Source organism: Bacillus sp. FJAT-26390 (genome assembly GCF_001682865.1).
In the GTDB taxonomy this organism is placed as follows: Bacteria; Bacillota; Bacilli; order Paenibacillales; family Paenibacillaceae; genus Pristimantibacillus.
Window position 1 is genome coordinate 189,966 of the sequence record NZ_MAQX01000033.1, and the last position, 17,665, is coordinate 207,630.

The following is a 17,665-nucleotide window of genomic DNA, read 5'->3' on the forward strand; positions in this document are numbered from 1 at the left end:
CAATCTATGAACGTTGTGTGAACGAATCCGGACGCTCCTTCAGCCTGCCAAAATGATGCAAAATCGCGTCTACAATACGCTCGGATGCCCGGCCATCGCCGTAAGGATTTGCGGCTTGGCTCATGCGAGCGTACAGCTGCGAATCAGTTAAAAGCGCACGCGCGCGGCTGTATACGAGCTCCTCGTCCGTGCCCACCAGCTCAAGCGTTCCTGCCTCGATGCCCTCAGGGCGCTCGGTTGTATCGCGAAGCACCAGCGTCGGCACGCCGAATGATGGAGCCTCCTCCTGCAAGCCGCCTGAATCCGTCATAATCATATGAGCATGCGGATAGAAATTGTGGAACTCGAACACATCAAGCGGATCAATCAAGCGAATCCGCGGGTGGTCGCCCAAAATTTCATTCGCAGGCTCTCTGACTGCTGGATTTGGATGAACCGCATAAACGACAACGACATCCTCATGCTCGTCAGCGATCCGTTTGACAGCGCGGAAAATATTCCGATGCGGCTCGCCAAGCGCTTCCCTGCGATGCGCCGTCATCAGAATCATCCGTTTTCCTTTCGCCCAGTCAATGACCGGATGCGAGAAGGACTCGTCCACCGTATATTGAAATACGTCAGTAGCGGTGTTCCCAGTCACATAAATGGCAGCATCCGACTTATTCTCTTTGCGCAAATTGCCGGCCGACCATTCTGTCGGTGCAAAGTGAACATCAGAGAGCACGCCGGCAAGCTGCCGATTCATTTCCTCCGGATACGGAGATAGCTTGTTCCAAGTACGAAGCCCCGCCTCGACGTGACCGACTTGTATTTGCTTTAGGAACGCTGCATAGCTCGCCAGGAAGGTCGTCTGCGTATCGCCGTGAACAAGCACAATATCAGGCTTCGCCTGCGTCAGAACGGGATCCAGCCCCTCTAGAACGCGCACTGTCGTCTCCGTTAATGTCTGACGATCCTTCATGACATTCAAATCGTAGTTCGGATGGATCTCAAAAAAGTCGAGAACCTGGTCCAGCATCTGGCGATGCTGCGCCGTTACGCACACGATCGATTCGATTTCGTCTTCGCGCTTCTGCAGCTCAAGCACGAGCGGTGCCATCTTGACTGCCTCCGGACGCGTTCCGAAAATGGTCATTACCTTCAGTTTAGACAAAAGCTTCCACTCCTATTATAAATTCATGCGAAATAGCGTTAATTGGTTCCGAACATGCGGTCTCCAGCGTCGCCTAAACCAGGCACGATGTAGCCCTTCTCGTCCAGACGCTCATCCAAGGCTGCGATATAAATATCAACATCCGGATGCGCTTCCTGCACGGCTTTTACGCCCTCAGGAGCAGCTATCAGACACATTAATTTAATTTGGTCACAATTATGGTTCTTCAGCGAAGAAATGGCAGCGATAGCCGAGCCGCCGGTTGCCAGCATCGGATCAATAACGATAAGCAAGCGATTCGGCGCATCAGTCGGCAGGTTAATATAATATTCCTTCGGCTGAAGCGTCTCATGATCGCGCGCCAAGCCGATATGTCCCACCTTCGCGGATGGAATCAGCTTCAATATACCGTCTACCATGCCAAGTCCGGCACGCAAAATCGGCACAAGGCCAAGCATTCTTCCTGATACTACTTTTGAATCCGTCTCAGCGACAGGCGTTTGCACCTTGATCGTATCAAGCGGTATTTCTCTCGTTAGTTCGTATGACATTAATGTAGCAACTTCATCAACCAATTCCCGAAAATCTTTTGTATTCGTCTCTTTATCCCGAATAAAAGTCAGCTTATGCTGAATTAACGGATGGTCGCAAATAATTACTTTGCTCATGGAGCGGTATTCCTCCCGTTTGTTGTTGTAGGCCTTGACACAATCCCGTATATTATAGCACTGTAAACTATCCGTTGCATCCCGAGTTTTTACGATTGTGTAAATAAAGACTGGCGCATCCCTATAAGGATGAACCAGCCTCCGGCCTGTCATTTCCTAATGTTACCTATTAGCTGCTGCAACCGCCGCCGCAGGAGGAGCCGCAGGACGATCCTCCGCCACCGCTGTCTCCCCCGCCGCTGCCGCAGGATGAATCGCCGCCTGATCCTCCGTCGCTCCCACCGCTGCCGCCGGAATGGTCCCGCCCATCATCAGACGAGCCGCTGCATGCGTAAGTCGAGTCACCGCTGCCATTTGCTTTGCGCTGTTCCTCGCTTTGGGCTTGGTCCATCTGCTGGGTAAAATCACTTGGACTCGATAACGAATGATAAATAAGCATGCCAGAAAGCAATCCCGTTGCGCCAAGTACAGAATCATAACCTAAGCCGCTCGAAGAATGACGGGCATCTCTCGCGTATGGAGGCTTGCCGCTTGAAGCAGCCGCAAGCTGAAATTTAGCTCGTTCGATTAAATAGTTGGAGCTTGCAAGCAAGTCCGCATAGCGGGCCGCCGCTTTAACGTTAAACCATTGAACGCGCAGCTCCTCAGGATTTAATTCCCCAAGCTCCTTTAGCTTTTGCTCCGGCATCTGGGTTCGGTAGAATGCCCCCCAAACTCTGCCGCTTGCCGGCGCTTGCTCAAACAGCTCGCCATACACCCAGTCGAACAAGGCTCGTTCTCCTGGTTGAGGCGAAGCACCTGGCGCATGAGGCGCATGATGAATCATTTCGCCGCAGAAACGGGTGCAAAACTGCTCATACTCCCTAGTGAACATCAGCATCTCATGCCACACCGCGTCAACCTGGCTGCTATACATCGGAACGCTGCGCATAATGCCGCACATTAGAAAATAACGCTTCAGCTCAAACCAAGTCCAGTTCCACTCTTTATCCGTTATTTTCGGAAATTCCTTTAACACCCGGTCCTTTACCCGGCTCTCAAAATCCAGGCCCAGCGCTGACTCCAGACGCTCTGCCGCAGATCTTGCGGGGTGGCCCTGCGGTACGCCAAGCGCCGCCGGCGGCTCCGCGTTCGGCCAAGGCGCAAAAACATTCGTCCTGCCGGCATAACCCCTGCCGCTTGCCTGCCTGTTTCTTCTAGAGCCCCTCGAATTATTAATTGAACTAACTACAACGACCAGAATTACCGCAATCATTACAAATATTATTAATTGAGTCATTTTATCCTCCTAAGCCAATTCGTCGTATCCATATTTTAACACAACTGCTTCCAGGAGGGAGAGGGTTTTATCATCTTTAGAAGATCATAACAAGATGGATATGCACATAAAATGATCCACAACTTATTCTTATATACAGCCAACTCAGCAAAAACAAAAAAGATATGCACAGATAAATCATTAGTTATCCACACTCATCCACAGCTTATCAACAGTTTTGTGCACAATCCACAATAACTTTATAAATCGAATGGTTATCAACCTGGTATATCGAGGAGAGACAAATCTAACTTCTATACCTAATTTCTATACCTAATTTTCGCCAAGCTAACATTTCCCGCTCGCCAAATACAAAAGAAGGAGCTGTCCTTCAAGGGATATAACCCCTGTGACAGCTCCTCGATCATGTTCCATTCATTTTCTTACACAGACGCATAGTGGCAAGCGGCAAAATGCCCCTTCCGCACTTCAAGCAAAGCTGGTTCGTCCACCTTGCACTTGTTTGTCGCAATCGGACAACGCGTATGGAATTGGCAGCCTGTAGGCGGATTGATTGGACTTGGCAAATCGCCCGTCAATACAATGCGTTCACGGCTTTCTTCCACCTCTGGATCCGGAATCGGAATGGCCGATAGCAGCGCCCGCGTATACGGATGCGCCGGCTTATCGTAGAGCTCGCTGCTCTCAGCAAGCTCTACGATTTTGCCAAGGTACATAACCGCTACGCGGTCGCTGATATGCTTAACCATCGACAAATCATGCGCGATGAAAAGATAGGTGAGTCCCATTTTGCGCTGCAAATCCTGCATCAGGTTGACAACCTGCGCTTGAATCGATACGTCAAGCGCCGAGATCGGCTCATCCGCAATAATAAAGCGCGGATCAACCGCAAGCGCGCGCGCGATACCGATACGCTGGCGCTGCCCGCCGGAGAACTCATGCGGATAACGTGTAGCATGATCCGGGTTCAAACCAACGACATCAAGCAAATGCTCCACACGAAGCTTCCGCTCCTTCTTGCTGCTTACAAGGTTATGAATATCGAGCGCTTCGCCGATAATATCCATAACCGTCATACGTGGATTCAAGGAAGCGTACGGGTCTTGGAATATCATCTGCATGTCTCTGCGCATCGCTTTAAGCTTCGCGCCCTTTAGACTGTAAATATCCTGCCCATCGAAAGTAACGCCTCCGCTAGTCGGCTCGTACAGCCGCATAATCGTGCGTCCAGCCGTCGATTTACCGCAGCCGGATTCACCAACCACACCAACGGTTTCCCCTTTTTGAATGGAGAATGTTATATCATTAACGGCTTGGAGCGTCGCTCCACCGCCCAAATTAAAAAATTTGCGCAAATGATTGATCTCAATTAACGGTGCGCTCATACCGACACCTCCCGATTTGCATAAGGATGCGCAAGCCAGCATGCCGAAGCATGGGATTCATTGCCGTCTACCGGGAGCAATTCAGGATCATTGTCCACGCAAACCCGCATCGCCTCATCGCAACGCGCGCAGAAGCTGCAGCCCGTCGGCGGTTTAATCAAATCCGGCGGCATGCCGTAAATCGGCACAAGCGGCTCTTCCTTCTTCTGATCGAGACGCGGCAATGAACGCAGCAGCCCTCTTGTATAAGGATGTTTTGGATTTTTGAAAATTTCCCACTTGGTTCCGGTTTCTACCACTTTTCCGGCATACATAACGATAACGCGGTCACACATATCTGCTACAACGCCTAAATCATGCGTAATAAGAATAATAGAAGTGCCTAGCTTTTGCTGCAAATCCTTCATCACGCGCATAATTTGCGCCTGAATCGTTACGTCGAGCGCCGTTGTAGGCTCATCCGCAATCAACAGAGACGGATTGCACGCGAGCGCAATAGCGATCATCGCACGTTGGCGCATGCCTCCCGAGAACTGATGCGGATATTGGTTCACACGTGAAGCCGCGTTTGGAATACCTACAAGATCAAGCATTTCAACAGCCCGTGCGGTTGCCTTAGCGCCGCTGATACCTTGATGCTTAATCAGGCCTTCCGTAATTTGTCGCCCAATCGTCAAGGTAGGATTAAGAGAGGTCATTGGATCCTGAAAGATCATTCCCATCTCTTTGCCGCGAATGTCTTCCATCTGTTTATTGGACTTATTCAATATTTCTTCGCCTTTAAACATGATCGATCCGCTGGTCTCCGCCGGAGGCGATGGAATCAAACGCATAAGCGATTGAGCGGTTACGCTCTTGCCGCAACCCGACTCCCCAACAATGGCTACTGCTTCTCCTTTATTAACATGAAAATTAACGCCGCGAACCGCTTTAACGATACCGCCGCGAACTTTGAAATTAACGCGAAGGTTTTTTACTTCAAGCAACTTCTCCATCCTTGTCCACCTCCTACTTCTTCATTTTCGGATCAAGCGCATCTCTCAGACCATCGCCAAAAATATTAAAGCAAAGCATCGTAATACTGATAACTGCCGCCGGGAAAATCATTCTCCACGGGTACAGCGTCCAGGCTTTAATAGCGTCATTGATCATCGTACCGAGCGAAGCTGCCGGAGATTGTACGCCTAGTCCCAAGAAGCTGAGGAACGCCTCTGCGAAGATCGCGCTTGGAACGGTAAGCGTCAACGTTACGATAATCGGACCCATCGCATTAGGAATGAGATGGCGGAACAGAATACGTGCCGTGCCTGCGCCGAGCGCTTGAGCAGCCATAACGTACTCTTGGTTTTTGAGCTGCATGATCTGGCCGCGCACGATCCAAGCCATACTGATCCAACCGGTTATACTAAGCGCAAGCACGATCGTGAACATGCTCGGCTCTAAAATGACAATCAACAGAATGATAATAAGCATGCTTGGAATGGAATACAGAATTTCGCAAAAACGGTTCAATATCTCATCGACACGCCCGCCGAAATAACCCATAATTCCGCCGATAATAACACCGAGAACCAAGTCGGCTAGCGCAGCATAGATACCAACCTGGAGTGAAATTCCTGCCCCCATCCAAGTACGGGTGAAGAGATCCCGCCCGAGATCATCTGTACCGAACCAGTAAGTGCCGTTAGGACTGAGGTTCTTTTCCTTCAAGTGATTCGTTTGAAAATCTTGCTCCGATATAATCGGGCCAAAAATCGCCGTAAGGGAGACGAGCAGCAGAACAACTAAGCTGAACATCGCTATTTTGTTGGAACGCAGACGCAGCCAAGCATCTTTCCATGCCGAGATGCTCTCGCGAACGACAACTTCCGTCTGCTTCTCGTCTTTGTTCAACTTAGCGAATTGATCCGGCGTAAAGGTGTTATCCTTCATCCTTTTCCGCCTCCTCTACTCAGCTTGATACGCGGATCGACAAAGCCATAAGCAACGTCAGTCAAGAACCGCGCAACCATCAGGATAATTCCATAAAATAAAGTAAGCCCCATTATGAGCGTATAGTCGCGGTTAGTAATACTTTGTACAAAATATTTCCCAATTCCACCTATACCAAAAATTTGTTCGACAACGACAGATCCGGTAATAATGTTAGCGGTCATCGGTCCGATATAAGTTACTACTGGCAAAATAGCATTGCGTAGAGCATGACGAACCAAGATAATGCGGCCGCTGAGACCTTTGGCGCGAGCTGTCTTAATGTAGTCAGCGGATAGTACTTCCAGCATCGTCGAACGCGTCAGACGCGCGATAAATGCAGCCGGAAGGAACGAGAGCGCAAGCACAGGCATAATGAAATCCGTAGGATCGTTAAGACCCGATACATTAAGCCAACGCAGCTTGCTGCCTAGAACGAATTGTAAAATGGAAGCTGCCAAAAAGTTGGGAATCGATACCCCAAGCACCGCAATAACAATCGTGAAGCTATCCAAAAATTTACGATGATTAAGCGCGGCAATAATACCTAGAATCAAGCCTAAAGCGAGTGACACAATGACGGCGAAAAGGCCGATTTGCGCAGAATAGATAAAGCTCTCTTTGATAATACGAGTTACAGACATATATTGCTGCTTCATTGACATCCCTAAGTCGCCATGAAGCAAATTGTTCAAATACATTAAATATTGTTTCCATACGGGCTGATCAAGGCCGTACATTTGCAAGAGGTGCTCTCTTATTTTCTCAGGAATGGCCTTCTCCCTGATGAAGGGATCGCCCGGGATGATTTTCATAAGAAAGAACGTAGCCGACGCAAGTACAAACAACGAAACAAACATGGACAGAAACTTCTTGGATACATATTTTATCAACGCAATGGACACCTCCTTACAGAATATAAACAAGAAGAAATGCTGGCGTGCAAGAGTCTAAATCAGTCAATAAGAAAGGGATATATGCGGTCATCCCGCATATATCCCTGCCTTCAGATGCTCGAAGGATGACTAATTCGCTTGGTAGTAACCTCTTGTGTAGTCGATGTCCCCTTTGTAGTCCAAGAAGATGTTCTTGAATCCAGGTTTAAGCATGTAAACGTTGCTGTAGTAGTAGATCGGCATGATCGGCATATATTCCATAAGAATTTTTTCTGCCTCAGTCATAGCCGCAATACGTTCAGCTTGATCTCCGCTTGCATTCGCTTTTTTGATCAAAGCGTCATATTCAGGAGAAGCAAAGCCAGTGTTGTTTTGACCGCCGCCAGTTACGAACATATCCAAGTAAGTCATTGGATCGTTGTAGTCAGCTCCCCAGCCTGCGCGAGCGATTTGGTAGTTCATTGCAGTACGGTTTTTCAGAAGAACGGCAAACTCTTGGTTCTCGATACCAACTTCGATACCAAGGTTTTGACGCCACATTTCAACGATCGCTTCAGCAATTTTCTTGTGGCCGTCGCTTGTGTTGAACGTCAATGTTACTTTAGGGAACTTAGCAAGCTTAAGCTCAGCTAGACCTTCAGCAAGCAATTTTTTCGCTTCATCAACATTCTCAGTGAAGAAATCATCCTTCACTTCGTTACGGTAATCTTCTTTCAAACCGATGATGCCTGGTGGTACAAAACCAAACGAAGGAACTTCGCCGGCCATTGTTACGCTCTCAACAATTGCTTGACGGTCGATCGCCATTGCAAGTGCTTTACGAACTTTCACGTTGTTGAAAGGAACTTCTTCTGTGTTGAATTGGTAATAGTACGAGCTTGCGATACCTTTTGTAACGATCTCGTCTTTTTTCGATTCTTTTAGAACCGGGATTTGTTCAGCTGGAATTTCACCAGTTGGTTTACCAGTGTAATCAAGTTTGTCTGTCTCATAGTTAGCAAGCTCAGTTGCAGACTCGGCGATCATTGTAAAGTCAACGCCAGCAAATTTCACTTGGGCTTTATCGTAGTAGTTTTCGTTAGGAACAAGCTTAATGGACGTATTGTGCTGCCATTCGCTCATTTTGAAAGGACCGTTACCGATGATTGTTTTCGCATCAGCAGCCCACGCTTCGTTGTCTTTCACGGATTGGTGAACAGGGTTGTAAACATAGAAAGAAGTAAGGCTCAAGAAGTACGGAGTAGGTGAAACGAGCTTAACTTCAAGCGTTTGAGCGTCAAGCGCTTTGATGCCTACAGCATCAGTGTTTGTCGTTTTGCCTTCGTTATAATCTTGTGCGCCAACGATGTAGTAGAATTGGTAAGCGTAAGTTGAACCTACAGCAGGATCAAGCGCACGTTTCCAAGAGAATTCGTAGTCATTTGCAGTAACAGGGTCGCCGTTACTCCATTTTGCGTCTTTACGGATTTTGAAAGTGTACGTTTTGCCGTCTTCTGATTTTTCCCAGCTTTCAGCAGTTGCAGGAATGGATTCACCATTCTCGTTTTTACGAGTCAAACCCTCGTAAATACCAGTTGCAAGTGTACCTGATACGTTGTCTTCCATTAGTGCCGGGTCAAGAGTTGAAGGCTCAGAGTGAATGTTCATTCTGAATACTTTCCCTTCGGATGATCCGCCATTAGTAGCACCGGATGTTTCTCCATTTGTAGCACCGTTGTTGCCTGTCTCTTGTTTCGGCGTACAACCTACTGCGACAATAGCAAGAATGAGTAAAGCAGCAATAAAGGATAAAGCAGACTTTCTTGTTCTCATTGTAATCCTCCCGTGTTTTTTCTTCCGTGTTCATCGTGGGCAGAATCGACCACCTCACTCGCGTTACATACAAACGTTTGCATTGCTTTACAGCTTGTACGATGCAAAAGCATGTATCCCCCTGAGTTGCAGTTTATGCACCCTTCCCCTTCAAACATAGAGATTATAGTTTACTAATATTTTTCACTATACATCCATGTTAATTATTTATCAACAAAATGTCAGGTGTAAATTTATGTATGAAATGACTTTTATACTACATACTTTAGCACTTTGACGCGTTTATTCAGCTAATTATTTTGTTGCTTTAATGCTTTACAGCGTTTATTCAGTCTAATATTCTGTTACTTTAACGCTTTGAAGCAAATCAACATAAATTATCAATAAAAAAGTGATAATTTATGGAAATACAAAATATTGTTCTTATCCTTTTAATTACCATTTTAAGAGCTTATTTTTCGCTCTTTCACGATTTTAACTGCAATTGCCTTACAAAAACCTGTGCAATTGTTAACAATTCATGACTTCACATAATTGTCACTCGCTATTATCAACTCGATTTTAAAGCAAATTCATGCAATAATTTTACTAAAAAAAAGGACGAATCTTATGTTGAATCAGCCTCACTATCTTTCTTCCAGTGCCAACATTTTATACTGGACAAATAGCTGTAAGAAGACAAAGACAAAAAAAAGACCTATTCGGCACCTGGATGCCAAATAGGTCTTGCTTTTAAAAAAGGAGAATAAAATTAGTAAGTCATACCTGGATAAAGTGGGTATTGCGCAGTAAGATCACGAACCAATCCGCGGGCTTTGGCAAGCACTTCTTCATCTTGCGGGCTGTTAAGGACAAGTGCAATTACCTCAGCAATCACTTTCATTGCTTTCTCATCCATGCCGCGAGCCGTAGCTGCCGGTGTGCCGATACGGATACCGGATGTGACGAATGGGCTAGTTGGATCAAATGGAATTGCATTTTTGTTTACCGTAATGCCTACTTCATCAAGCACATGCTCAGCTGCTTTGCCCGTGATGTTCAGGCTGCGCGTGTCGAGCAGCATCAAGTGGTTATCCGTACCGCCGGATACGATGTTGAAGCCTTTTGCAACTAGCTCTTCGGAAAGAACTTTTGCATTTTTTACGACTTGAGTCGCGTATTGTTTAAATTCCGGTTGAAGCGCTTCGCCAAAAGCAACTGCTTTAGCAGCAATAATATGCATCAACGGGCCGCCTTGCGAGCCTGGGAATACCGCTTTATCGATTGCCGCTGCCCATGGCTTACGGCAAAGAATCATACCGCCGCGAGGACCACGAAGCGTTTTGTGAGTTGTTGTCGTTACGAAATGTGCATGCGGCACTGGGCTCGGGTGCAAGCCTGCTGCTACCAAACCAGCGATATGCGCCATATCTACCATGAACAATGCGCCTACGTCGTTAGCAATTTGGCCAAGCTTTTCGAAATCGATGGTGCGCGGGTAAGCACTTGCGCCAGCTACGAGCATGCGCGGACGGTGTTTGAAAGCTAGCTTGCGCACTTCTTCGTAATCGATTGTGAAGGAATCCTCTTGCACGCCGTATGCAACGAAATTGTAAAGCAAGCCGGATGCGTTAACCGGGCTGCCGTGCGTCAAGTGACCGCCATGCGCCAGGTTCATACCAAGAACCGTGTCGCCAGGCTGCAAAGCCGCTAGGTAAACAGCCATGTTCGCTTGTGCGCCGGAGTGTGGCTGTACATTCGCATGCTCAGCGCCAAACAGTTCTTTTGCACGGTTGCGAGCGATGTCCTCAACGATGTCAACATGCTCACAGCCGCCGTAGAAACGCTTGCTCGGGTAACCTTCTGCATATTTGTTAGTCAGGACGCTTCCCATTGCTTCGAGCACCGCTTCGCTAACGATGTTCTCGGATGCGATAAGCTCGATATTGTCACGTTGACGGCCAAGCTCTAGGCCTAGCGCTTTTAGAACCTCAGGATCTTGCTTGCGTAAATTTTCCATTTCAGTATTCCTCCTCAAGTTAGATAGCCTGTATTTTAAAATGGTTAAAAATCAACTCATTATGGCTCAAAAATGTAACCTAATCGCATGTTCCAGCAGCTTGCTCAGCCGTTATATTCGTCTCCAGCTCATATACCGCACGGGAACCGCCTATAAGCTTCGGCCTTGTAACGGCCATCGTCACATGCGCCTCGCCAATGCGGCGAATCGTCGGACGAACCGGTACGGCCACTCTCTTCAAATGCATGCCGATGAACGTATCTCCGATATCGACGCCAGCGTGCGCTTGCACAGCTTCTACTAAACAAGGTGACTCGAGCTGACGATAGGCGTATGCCGCCATCGACCCGCCTGCTTTTGGCACAGGTACCGCACCTACAATGTCTAATCCATAATGCTCAGCGGCAGCTTGCTCGATAACGAGCGCGCGATTCAGATGCTCGCAGCATTGATACACCGGAATGAAGCCAATCTCCCTGCGGACAGCTTCCACGCCTGCATAGATCTGCTCAGCCGTCTCCGTTGTCCCTGCTGTACCGATGCGATGCCCAAGCACTTCACTTGTACTTACACCAATGACAAGCAACTGACTCATACCGATTCCGCCAGCGGACACCAGCTCTCGAACAATCGTCTCTACTTGCTCTGCAATGACTCCTGGCTGTAATTGGATGTTTTCACTCATTGCGATGGCCCCCTAATTAGGACTGGCTAATATATTGCTCTTCAATTTGCTTGACTTTATTAACCCGGCCAACATGGCGCTCGCCGTTTGAGAACGGCGTTTCAAGCCAGATCCGAACTATCTCCAGCGCAACCCCAGGGCCGATAACACGCTCCCCAAGCGCCAATACATTCGTATCGTTATGCTCGCGAGTGGCTTTCGCCGAGAACATATCATTTACTAGCGCGCAGCGGATGCCCCGCACTTTGTTGGCAGCAATCGACATTCCGATTCCTGTCCCGCAAATCAAGATACCGCGCTCTGCTTTGCCGCTCGTAACAAGGTCGCATACAGGCAATGCATAGTCCGGATAATCAACCGATTGGTCGCAGCTGCAGCCAACATCTTCAATTTCATGACCGAGCGATTGAAGAAAAGGAACGACCTCGTCCTTCAAACGATAACCTGCATGATCGGCACCAATAGCAATTTTCAACGCAAAAGACCTCCTTCGAAATGATACATCACAGTGCTAGTATACCTATTTTTGCAAAAAAAGACGAAAAAAGAGCAAGACATGCTGAATAGCATGCTGCTCTTTGCCCAGGCGACCGGCCGTATATTCCGATGCTCCACCGTGGTTACCCACTTCCGTCGCCAGTTACATCGGAAACCGTATATTGTCCTTTTATAATAGCCGAACCTTCGTGAAAAATCAATCTATATCGCATTGGGCAATTGCGGAATTACCTCTTCGAAAGCTTGTCCAGCAGCTTCACGAGCGCGTCCTCAATTTCATTCGCGCTGGTGCTGTAAACCGACAACGAGCCGCCGAATGGATCAACGATGTCGAAGCTTGGTATACGGCGCTCCAGCTCAAGCAGCCGGCTTCTCTCAGCGGAGGTCAACTGCTGCCCCAGCGCCTGCTTCATATGAAGTTCTGAATATAGACGCTCCAGCTCTTCGATATCAGCCAGTACGCGCGCGTCCTGATTGGCGTATTCTTTGAGCGTATAGGTTTTGTCGATCGCCTCCGGATGCCATTGCAAAAGCCCGCGCTTATGGTTTGCCGTCATCGTCAAAATTATATCCGCCCAGCCGACCGCTTCGCTCGTCAGCGCAAGCGACGTGCTTTTGTGATCGATGTCGCGTTGTCTAAGCGTCTCTACCGCATGTGCCGAAACCGGAAGCCCATCAATCGTAGATATGCCCGCAGAACGTACAGCAACCGTAATGTTTCTCAGAGCAGCCATCCGGCGAAGCATAGCCTCCGCCATCGGCGAGCGGCATGTATTGCCGGTACAAACAAATAAAATACGCTTCACACTGCCAACTCCTTTTCTACCCGAATCTAAGTGTCTGTCCATCAAAAAATAAACAAGATGCCAAAGACGAGCAAAATGGCCCCGCCTATGGCTTCGCCATATTCACCAAGATTGTTGCTTACTTTGCGCCCAAGCATTAAGCCCAGTACCGACATCAGCCCGCCAAAAAAACCAATCAGCAGAATGGTCGTCCACAAATTAGCTGCAAACATGCCAAGCGTGATGCCAACGGAGAAGGAATCAATGCTGACGCTTAGCGAAAGCACCAGCAAGCCCCATAGGGACCGATGGTCAAAGGACTGCACCGCGTCTCCGCGCAGCGAGCTATAAACCATATGACCGCCTAGCAGAACTAGCAAAATACCGGCTGCAGTCGTTGCCACATCTCCAAGCAAGCCGCCTACATACTGCCCGGTATATATGCCCGCAAGCGGCATTATAACATGAAACAGAGCAATCACAATGCCGAGCTTTAAAATATCCAGCAGCCGAATACCTTTCAGCCCAATGCCAAGTCCAAGTGAAAACGCGTCTAAACCGAGCGCCAACGCTATAATGAGCAGCGTCAACAGCTGTCCGGCATGCAAATGTGCTTCGACCACAGTCAATCTCCCCCATGTCCGCCTGTATTCTTTACCAAACATATGCGGGCATGAGGACAAACATACTATTTGCTGTGCCAAGCTAAATTTTCAATGACCGGAAATAACGTGAAACCCAAGCTTTTCTTGTAGCTGCCTATACGAAAATAATTCGGTTACCCGCCGCCTTAGCCAGCCGGTTCATTAAGGCTGCGCCAATGCCATGAATGCTGCAGCACTCCCCCCATATGCGCTGCACGCCTTCGCCGTCAAACTCACGCAAGGCTGCGTATAGTAGATGCGCTGCTGCATCAAGCTCTAACTCGCTTCCCAATGAAAGCACTGTATGCGACTCATAGCGGCCAAGACGTTCTTCAAAGGCGAGCACGCCCGTAATCTCGCCGCGCGCTCGCGCAGCTGCCACTTGCGCCTGAATGTACGCGACGACAGCTTCAGAATCGCCTTGTACAAGCTCCAGCTCCCCTTGCGGCGCATAATGCGTATATTTCATGCCGGGGGAACGAGGCGCCGTCTCTGGCTCCTCTGTTATGCCGCTGTCGATTGCAGCAGCCGGCGCCGCCTGCTGCAGCGCTTCAAGCGTTATGCCTCCTGGACGCAATATCCGAATGTCCTTGTCGCCGACCAGCTCTATCACCGTCGATTCCAAGCCAACGCCCGTCGGCCCGTCGTCAACTACACCATCGATACGTCCATCTAGATCCTCCAGCACATGCTCGGCAAGCGTCGGGCTTGGCCTGCCGGATCGATTGGCGCTTGGCGCGGCAACCGGGCAGCCCGCCTGCGCAAGCAGAGCAAGCGCCGTAGGGTGGTCCGGCATCCGGATGCCCACGGTTGATAAGCCAGCCGTCACTAGCGGGGAAAGCACGGCCGGACGGACAGGCAGCACAATCGTAAGCGGCCCCGGCCAAAAATGGTCCATAAGATCCGCAGCCAGCTGCGGATATGGCAGCACCAGCTCATTCAATTGCTCGCGCTGAGCGATATGAACGATAAGGGGATTGTCCGAAGGACGTCCCTTTGCGGTAAATATTCGCTCTACGGCTGCTGTGTTTCGCGCATCCGCGCCAAGTCCATACACCGTCTCCGTCGGAAAAGCAATTACGCCGCCGTCTTTCAGCTGACCTGCTGCCTGTGCGAGCTCTTCGCGCAGCCGATTGTCATCAGCCTTTTTTACACGCCATATATTAGTTGTCGTCATCTTTATCCTTCAATCCTTGCCGCTAAAATTAAATTGTCCATTCATCCATTATTATAGCATAAGCGCTCCAAAACGAGCAGAAACGGCAGCTCCTCCCCGCAAAATCAGAAGGAACTGCCGTTTCTTATGCAAACAATGATTTGATCCAATCGATAAGCGATTTGATCATCTCCCAGAGAAAAAACTTCGCTTCCGGCGCTTCTCCTGCAGCAGGCGCATCTGCCGGCGCTGCTTGCAGCGCGGCCGCCTTCTCTGGAGCAGCATCCGCCTTCACCGCTGCTGCCTTTGCCGTCTCCTCGGCTGGCGCAGCCGAAGCCTCGCCAGTTGCAGCATCAATGAAGCAAAGCGGCGGGAACAGCACGCACCACCAATTTTGACCTTTGCCTTCGCCAAGCGTAATGCGGAGCGCTTCATAGTCACCGGCTGGATAAACCTGATTGCCGTACATTTTTGTAGGGAAAGGAACCATGCCAAGCTCGGCGGCGGAACCATATTCAAAGCCGCGGCTCTTTAATACCTTTGCTGTAATCCGTTCAATTTCAGGCATATTGGCGATAATCGTCTGACGTGCTTCCTCAATCGTCTGAGGGCCCGTAACCCAGCCGTTCATCGCTTTAACGATCTCATCCCGGACAACGCGCTTCACGACTTGGTCCGCGGGATTATCGGAGTTGGCTAATATACGTAAACGGATCGCTTCCTGCGGAATTTCGCCGCCAGCAACCGCTGCATCCATCTTCTGGGCTTCCCAGCTCATAATTAAAATAATAATGGCAAAAACAATAAAACCATATGATCTGCGATAAGCGGATTTTTGGGCGCGCACCGAATAAGAAGGAGTGGACTTCGAAACATTGGAATAAGAATGAATGGAAAAATGGCTGGACATACACACAAGCTCCTCTCGTCGCACCCGTCAGTGCGTCTGCTTGCGTTCCGGAACGTATCTATCCGTCATTATGTCCGCCTACCGGAAAATATAAACCTAGCAATCTATCTTTTTTAATTCGGTTCCGAGAGTGACTAGAGCGGAAAAAAAGCTAGACGATAAAAACTTTAGCTTTTCACACCCGTCGGTTGGCAAGCTATAATGGTGTCAATAAACATACAAACGAAGGCAGCATCGTTGATGCGCCTCGATTCTTCATGCAGATAAGGATGGTTGCCCATGAATTTTGAAACTGCCTACACCACCTATCGGCCGCTGCTTCATTCGATTGCCTACCGCATGCTTGGCTCCTTCAGCGAGGCCGAGGATATGGTTCAGGACGTATTTGCGGATTACAGCCGGCTGGACGCAAGCGACATAAGCAATGAAAAAGCCTACTTGGTTCGAATGGTTACGAACCGCAGCTTGAATCTGAATCAATCCGCGCGCAAGCGCAGGGAGGTTTATACCGGGCAGTGGCTCCCTGAGCCTGATGTCACGACGATTAAGCAGGACCCGGCCGAGCTGTATGACCTTCATGAATCGGTGTCCTATGCGCTGCTCGTTATGCTTGAGCAGCTCTCCGCTGTCGAGCGGGCCGTATTCATTCTAAGGGAATCGCTGCAATACGATTACGAGGAAATCGCAGCTTGCTTGCAGAAATCGGAGGCCAACTGCCGGAAGATCTACAGCCGCGCGAAGGAAAAGCTGCAAAAGGAACGGAACCTGCTGCCGGTAAACTCGGAAAAAGCCCAGCCGCTCGCCATCACGTTTATAGAGGCGGCAGCGACCGGCAATTTTGACAAGCTGATCTCGCTTTTGACGGAAGAGGCTGTGCTTGTTTCCGATGGCGGAGGAAAAGTCCGTGCGGCGATATTCGCCATTATTAGCAGAGATCGCGTTATTGCGTTTTTGCAGGGCGTTATTCCTAAAACTTTTCTAGGCGACAGCCATAAGTTTGCGATCGTTAACGGACAATTCGGCATCATTATCATAAAAGACGGCAAACCTAGAAGCGTCATCAGCTTCCGGCTAGACGAGTCCGAGCAAAAGGTTGAGCGCATATACGTCATGCTGAATCCCGACAAACTGCAGCATGTTCGGCTGGATTAAGCACATCCGCTTTCATTTAGGCACACTTGCGCTCACCCGAAAAAACTTTTTTTCATCTTCTGTCACAACCGGAGCGGCTGCTTTGTCTTAGATGACGAAGAAACGCATTCAGCCTCACAAAGGCTAACCAATCGGATGATAGAGGAGAATGAAGAACATGACCGAAAGAACCGTAATTATGAAAGAAGCCCCTGCCGCATACCAAGCGATGCTCGGATTGGAAAAATATTTGGGCACTGCCAGCATCGGTAAACAGCTGAAGGAATTGATAAAAATTCGCGCATCGCAAATAAACGGCTGCGCATACTGCATCAATATGCATACCAAGGACGCAAGAGAGCTTGGCGAAACCGAGCAGCGGATCTATGCTTTGAGCGCTTGGCGCGATACGCCTTACTTCACGCCTGCAGAGCGTGCCGTGCTTGCCTTGACCGAGTCGGTTACCGTTATTACGAAGGAGCATGTGCCCGATGCGGTGTACGATGAGGTTGCGAACTATTTCGACAGCACGCAGGTAGCGGAGATTATTATGGCCATCGTTACGATTAACGCTTGGAACCGTATTGCGATTAGTACGAATATGATGCCGGAGTAAGAGAGTTTCAGCAGCGTGAGTTGTCATGCGAGGCGGAATTTTTAAAAGGATGCGGCCGAAAATCCAATTTTCGGCTG

Annotated in this window: 17 protein-coding genes and 1 riboswitch; of the genes, 2 read left to right on the forward strand and 15 right to left on the reverse strand. The window is 49.1% G+C overall.

Features of this window, described 5'->3' with window-relative positions:
* Nucleotides 1–4 precede the first annotated feature (4 nt).
* From wecB to spoIIR, 15 genes are all read right to left on the reverse strand, one after another.
* The gene (wecB, locus tag A7975_RS25140; protein WP_065386961.1) at nucleotides 5–1,153 is read right to left on the reverse strand and encodes a non-hydrolyzing UDP-N-acetylglucosamine 2-epimerase; all 1,149 of its coding nucleotides are present in this window, start codon (nucleotides 1,151–1,153) and stop codon (nucleotides 5–7) included.
* A gap of 38 nt (nucleotides 1,154–1,191) precedes the next feature.
* Nucleotides 1,192–1,821: a uracil phosphoribosyltransferase gene (upp, locus tag A7975_RS25145; RefSeq protein ID WP_053373752.1), complete on the reverse strand. Its 630-nt coding sequence runs from the start codon at nucleotides 1,819–1,821 to the stop codon at nucleotides 1,192–1,194.
* A 169-nt stretch (nucleotides 1,822–1,990) separates the two neighbouring features.
* Complete coding sequence (locus A7975_RS25150) at nucleotides 1,991–3,100, reverse strand: glycine-rich domain-containing protein (protein ID WP_065386962.1); 1,110 nt, start codon at nucleotides 3,098–3,100, stop codon at nucleotides 1,991–1,993.
* 422 nt (nucleotides 3,101–3,522) lie between these two features.
* The gene (locus A7975_RS25155) at nucleotides 3,523–4,485 is read right to left on the reverse strand and encodes an ABC transporter ATP-binding protein (RefSeq protein WP_065386963.1); all 963 of its coding nucleotides are present in this window, start codon (nucleotides 4,483–4,485) and stop codon (nucleotides 3,523–3,525) included.
* Entirely contained in the window at nucleotides 4,482–5,480 is a 999-nt protein-coding gene (locus A7975_RS25160) for an ABC transporter ATP-binding protein (RefSeq protein WP_053373749.1), read from the reverse strand. Before A7975_RS25160 ends, A7975_RS25155 begins: the two co-directional genes overlap by 4 nt.
* Before the next feature lie 13 nt (nucleotides 5,481–5,493).
* Nucleotides 5,494–6,417, reverse strand: a complete 924-nt coding sequence (locus A7975_RS25165; RefSeq protein ID WP_053373748.1) for an ABC transporter permease — start codon at nucleotides 6,415–6,417, stop codon at nucleotides 5,494–5,496.
* Nucleotides 6,414–7,349, reverse strand: coding sequence for an ABC transporter permease (locus A7975_RS25170; protein WP_053373747.1), 936 nt, complete (start codon nucleotides 7,347–7,349; stop codon nucleotides 6,414–6,416). The genes A7975_RS25165 and A7975_RS25170 overlap by 4 nt, the downstream gene beginning before the upstream one ends.
* A 132-nt stretch (nucleotides 7,350–7,481) precedes the next feature.
* A complete protein-coding gene (locus A7975_RS25175) occupies nucleotides 7,482–9,164 on the reverse strand; it encodes a peptide ABC transporter substrate-binding protein (protein ID WP_065386964.1) in 1,683 nt (560 codons plus the stop codon).
* A gap of 751 nt (nucleotides 9,165–9,915) precedes the next feature.
* A complete protein-coding gene (locus A7975_RS25180) occupies nucleotides 9,916–11,163 on the reverse strand; it encodes a serine hydroxymethyltransferase (RefSeq protein WP_053373745.1) in 1,248 nt (415 codons plus the stop codon).
* Between the two features lie 79 nt (nucleotides 11,164–11,242).
* Complete coding sequence (locus A7975_RS25185; protein ID WP_065386965.1) at nucleotides 11,243–11,848, reverse strand: TIGR01440 family protein; 606 nt, start codon at nucleotides 11,846–11,848, stop codon at nucleotides 11,243–11,245.
* A 16-nt stretch (nucleotides 11,849–11,864) separates the two neighbouring features.
* Nucleotides 11,865–12,323, reverse strand: coding sequence for a ribose 5-phosphate isomerase B (rpiB, locus tag A7975_RS25190; protein ID WP_065386966.1), 459 nt, complete (start codon nucleotides 12,321–12,323; stop codon nucleotides 11,865–11,867).
* A gap of 98 nt (nucleotides 12,324–12,421) precedes the next feature.
* A riboswitch (ZMP/ZTP riboswitch) is annotated at nucleotides 12,422–12,502 on the reverse strand.
* Nucleotides 12,503–12,573: 71 nt separating this feature from the next.
* Nucleotides 12,574–13,152: a low molecular weight protein arginine phosphatase gene (locus A7975_RS25195; RefSeq protein ID WP_053373742.1), complete on the reverse strand. Its 579-nt coding sequence runs from the start codon at nucleotides 13,150–13,152 to the stop codon at nucleotides 12,574–12,576.
* Between the two features lie 41 nt (nucleotides 13,153–13,193).
* A complete protein-coding gene (locus A7975_RS25200; protein WP_053373741.1) occupies nucleotides 13,194–13,754 on the reverse strand; it encodes a manganese efflux pump MntP in 561 nt (186 codons plus the stop codon).
* A gap of 136 nt (nucleotides 13,755–13,890) precedes the next feature.
* The gene (locus A7975_RS25205; RefSeq protein ID WP_065386967.1) at nucleotides 13,891–14,952 is read right to left on the reverse strand and encodes an L-threonylcarbamoyladenylate synthase; all 1,062 of its coding nucleotides are present in this window, start codon (nucleotides 14,950–14,952) and stop codon (nucleotides 13,891–13,893) included.
* Between the two features lie 124 nt (nucleotides 14,953–15,076).
* Nucleotides 15,077–15,841: a stage II sporulation protein R gene (spoIIR, locus tag A7975_RS25210; protein WP_082198448.1), complete on the reverse strand. Its 765-nt coding sequence runs from the start codon at nucleotides 15,839–15,841 to the stop codon at nucleotides 15,077–15,079.
* Between the two features lie 279 nt (nucleotides 15,842–16,120).
* Here spoIIR and A7975_RS25215 point away from each other — a divergent pair, with 279 nt between their 5' ends.
* Together A7975_RS25215 and A7975_RS25220 are read left to right on the forward strand one after the other, a co-directional pair.
* Nucleotides 16,121–16,993 carry an RNA polymerase sigma-70 factor gene (locus tag A7975_RS25215; RefSeq protein WP_053373739.1) on the forward strand — a complete coding sequence of 291 codons (873 nt, stop codon included), beginning with the start codon at nucleotides 16,121–16,123 and terminating at the stop codon, nucleotides 16,991–16,993.
* Nucleotides 16,994–17,150: 157 nt separating this feature from the next.
* The gene (locus A7975_RS25220; protein WP_053373738.1) at nucleotides 17,151–17,588 is read left to right on the forward strand and encodes a carboxymuconolactone decarboxylase family protein; all 438 of its coding nucleotides are present in this window, start codon (nucleotides 17,151–17,153) and stop codon (nucleotides 17,586–17,588) included.
* Nucleotides 17,589–17,665 lie beyond the last annotated feature (77 nt).